A 205-nucleotide genomic window follows, 5' to 3' on the forward strand; every position below is an offset into this window, starting at 1 on the left:
TTTGATTAGCTAATCCAATTATATTCCAAGAATCATTAAATCCATCTTCATTTGGAGTGAAGAATTTTGGGTAATCGATTAAAGAAACTAGTTTTATTTCGGTAGCACAGCCACCTAAATCACGACCAATCACTTCTACTTCTCCGGCTTCTAAACCGCTAAAGATTAAACTTGATTGTCCGTCTTGAGCCACCCAAGGACCGCC

The 205-nt window shown here is 38.5% G+C and carries 1 pseudogene; it reads right to left on the reverse strand.

The features are described from left to right. Positions 1-205: pseudogene (locus tag G7034_RS02485) on the reverse strand (T9SS type B sorting domain-containing protein); the annotation flags it as partial.

Source organism: Psychroflexus maritimus, assembly GCF_011089875.1.
GTDB classification, from domain to species: Bacteria; Bacteroidota; Bacteroidia; order Flavobacteriales; family Flavobacteriaceae; genus Psychroflexus; species Psychroflexus maritimus.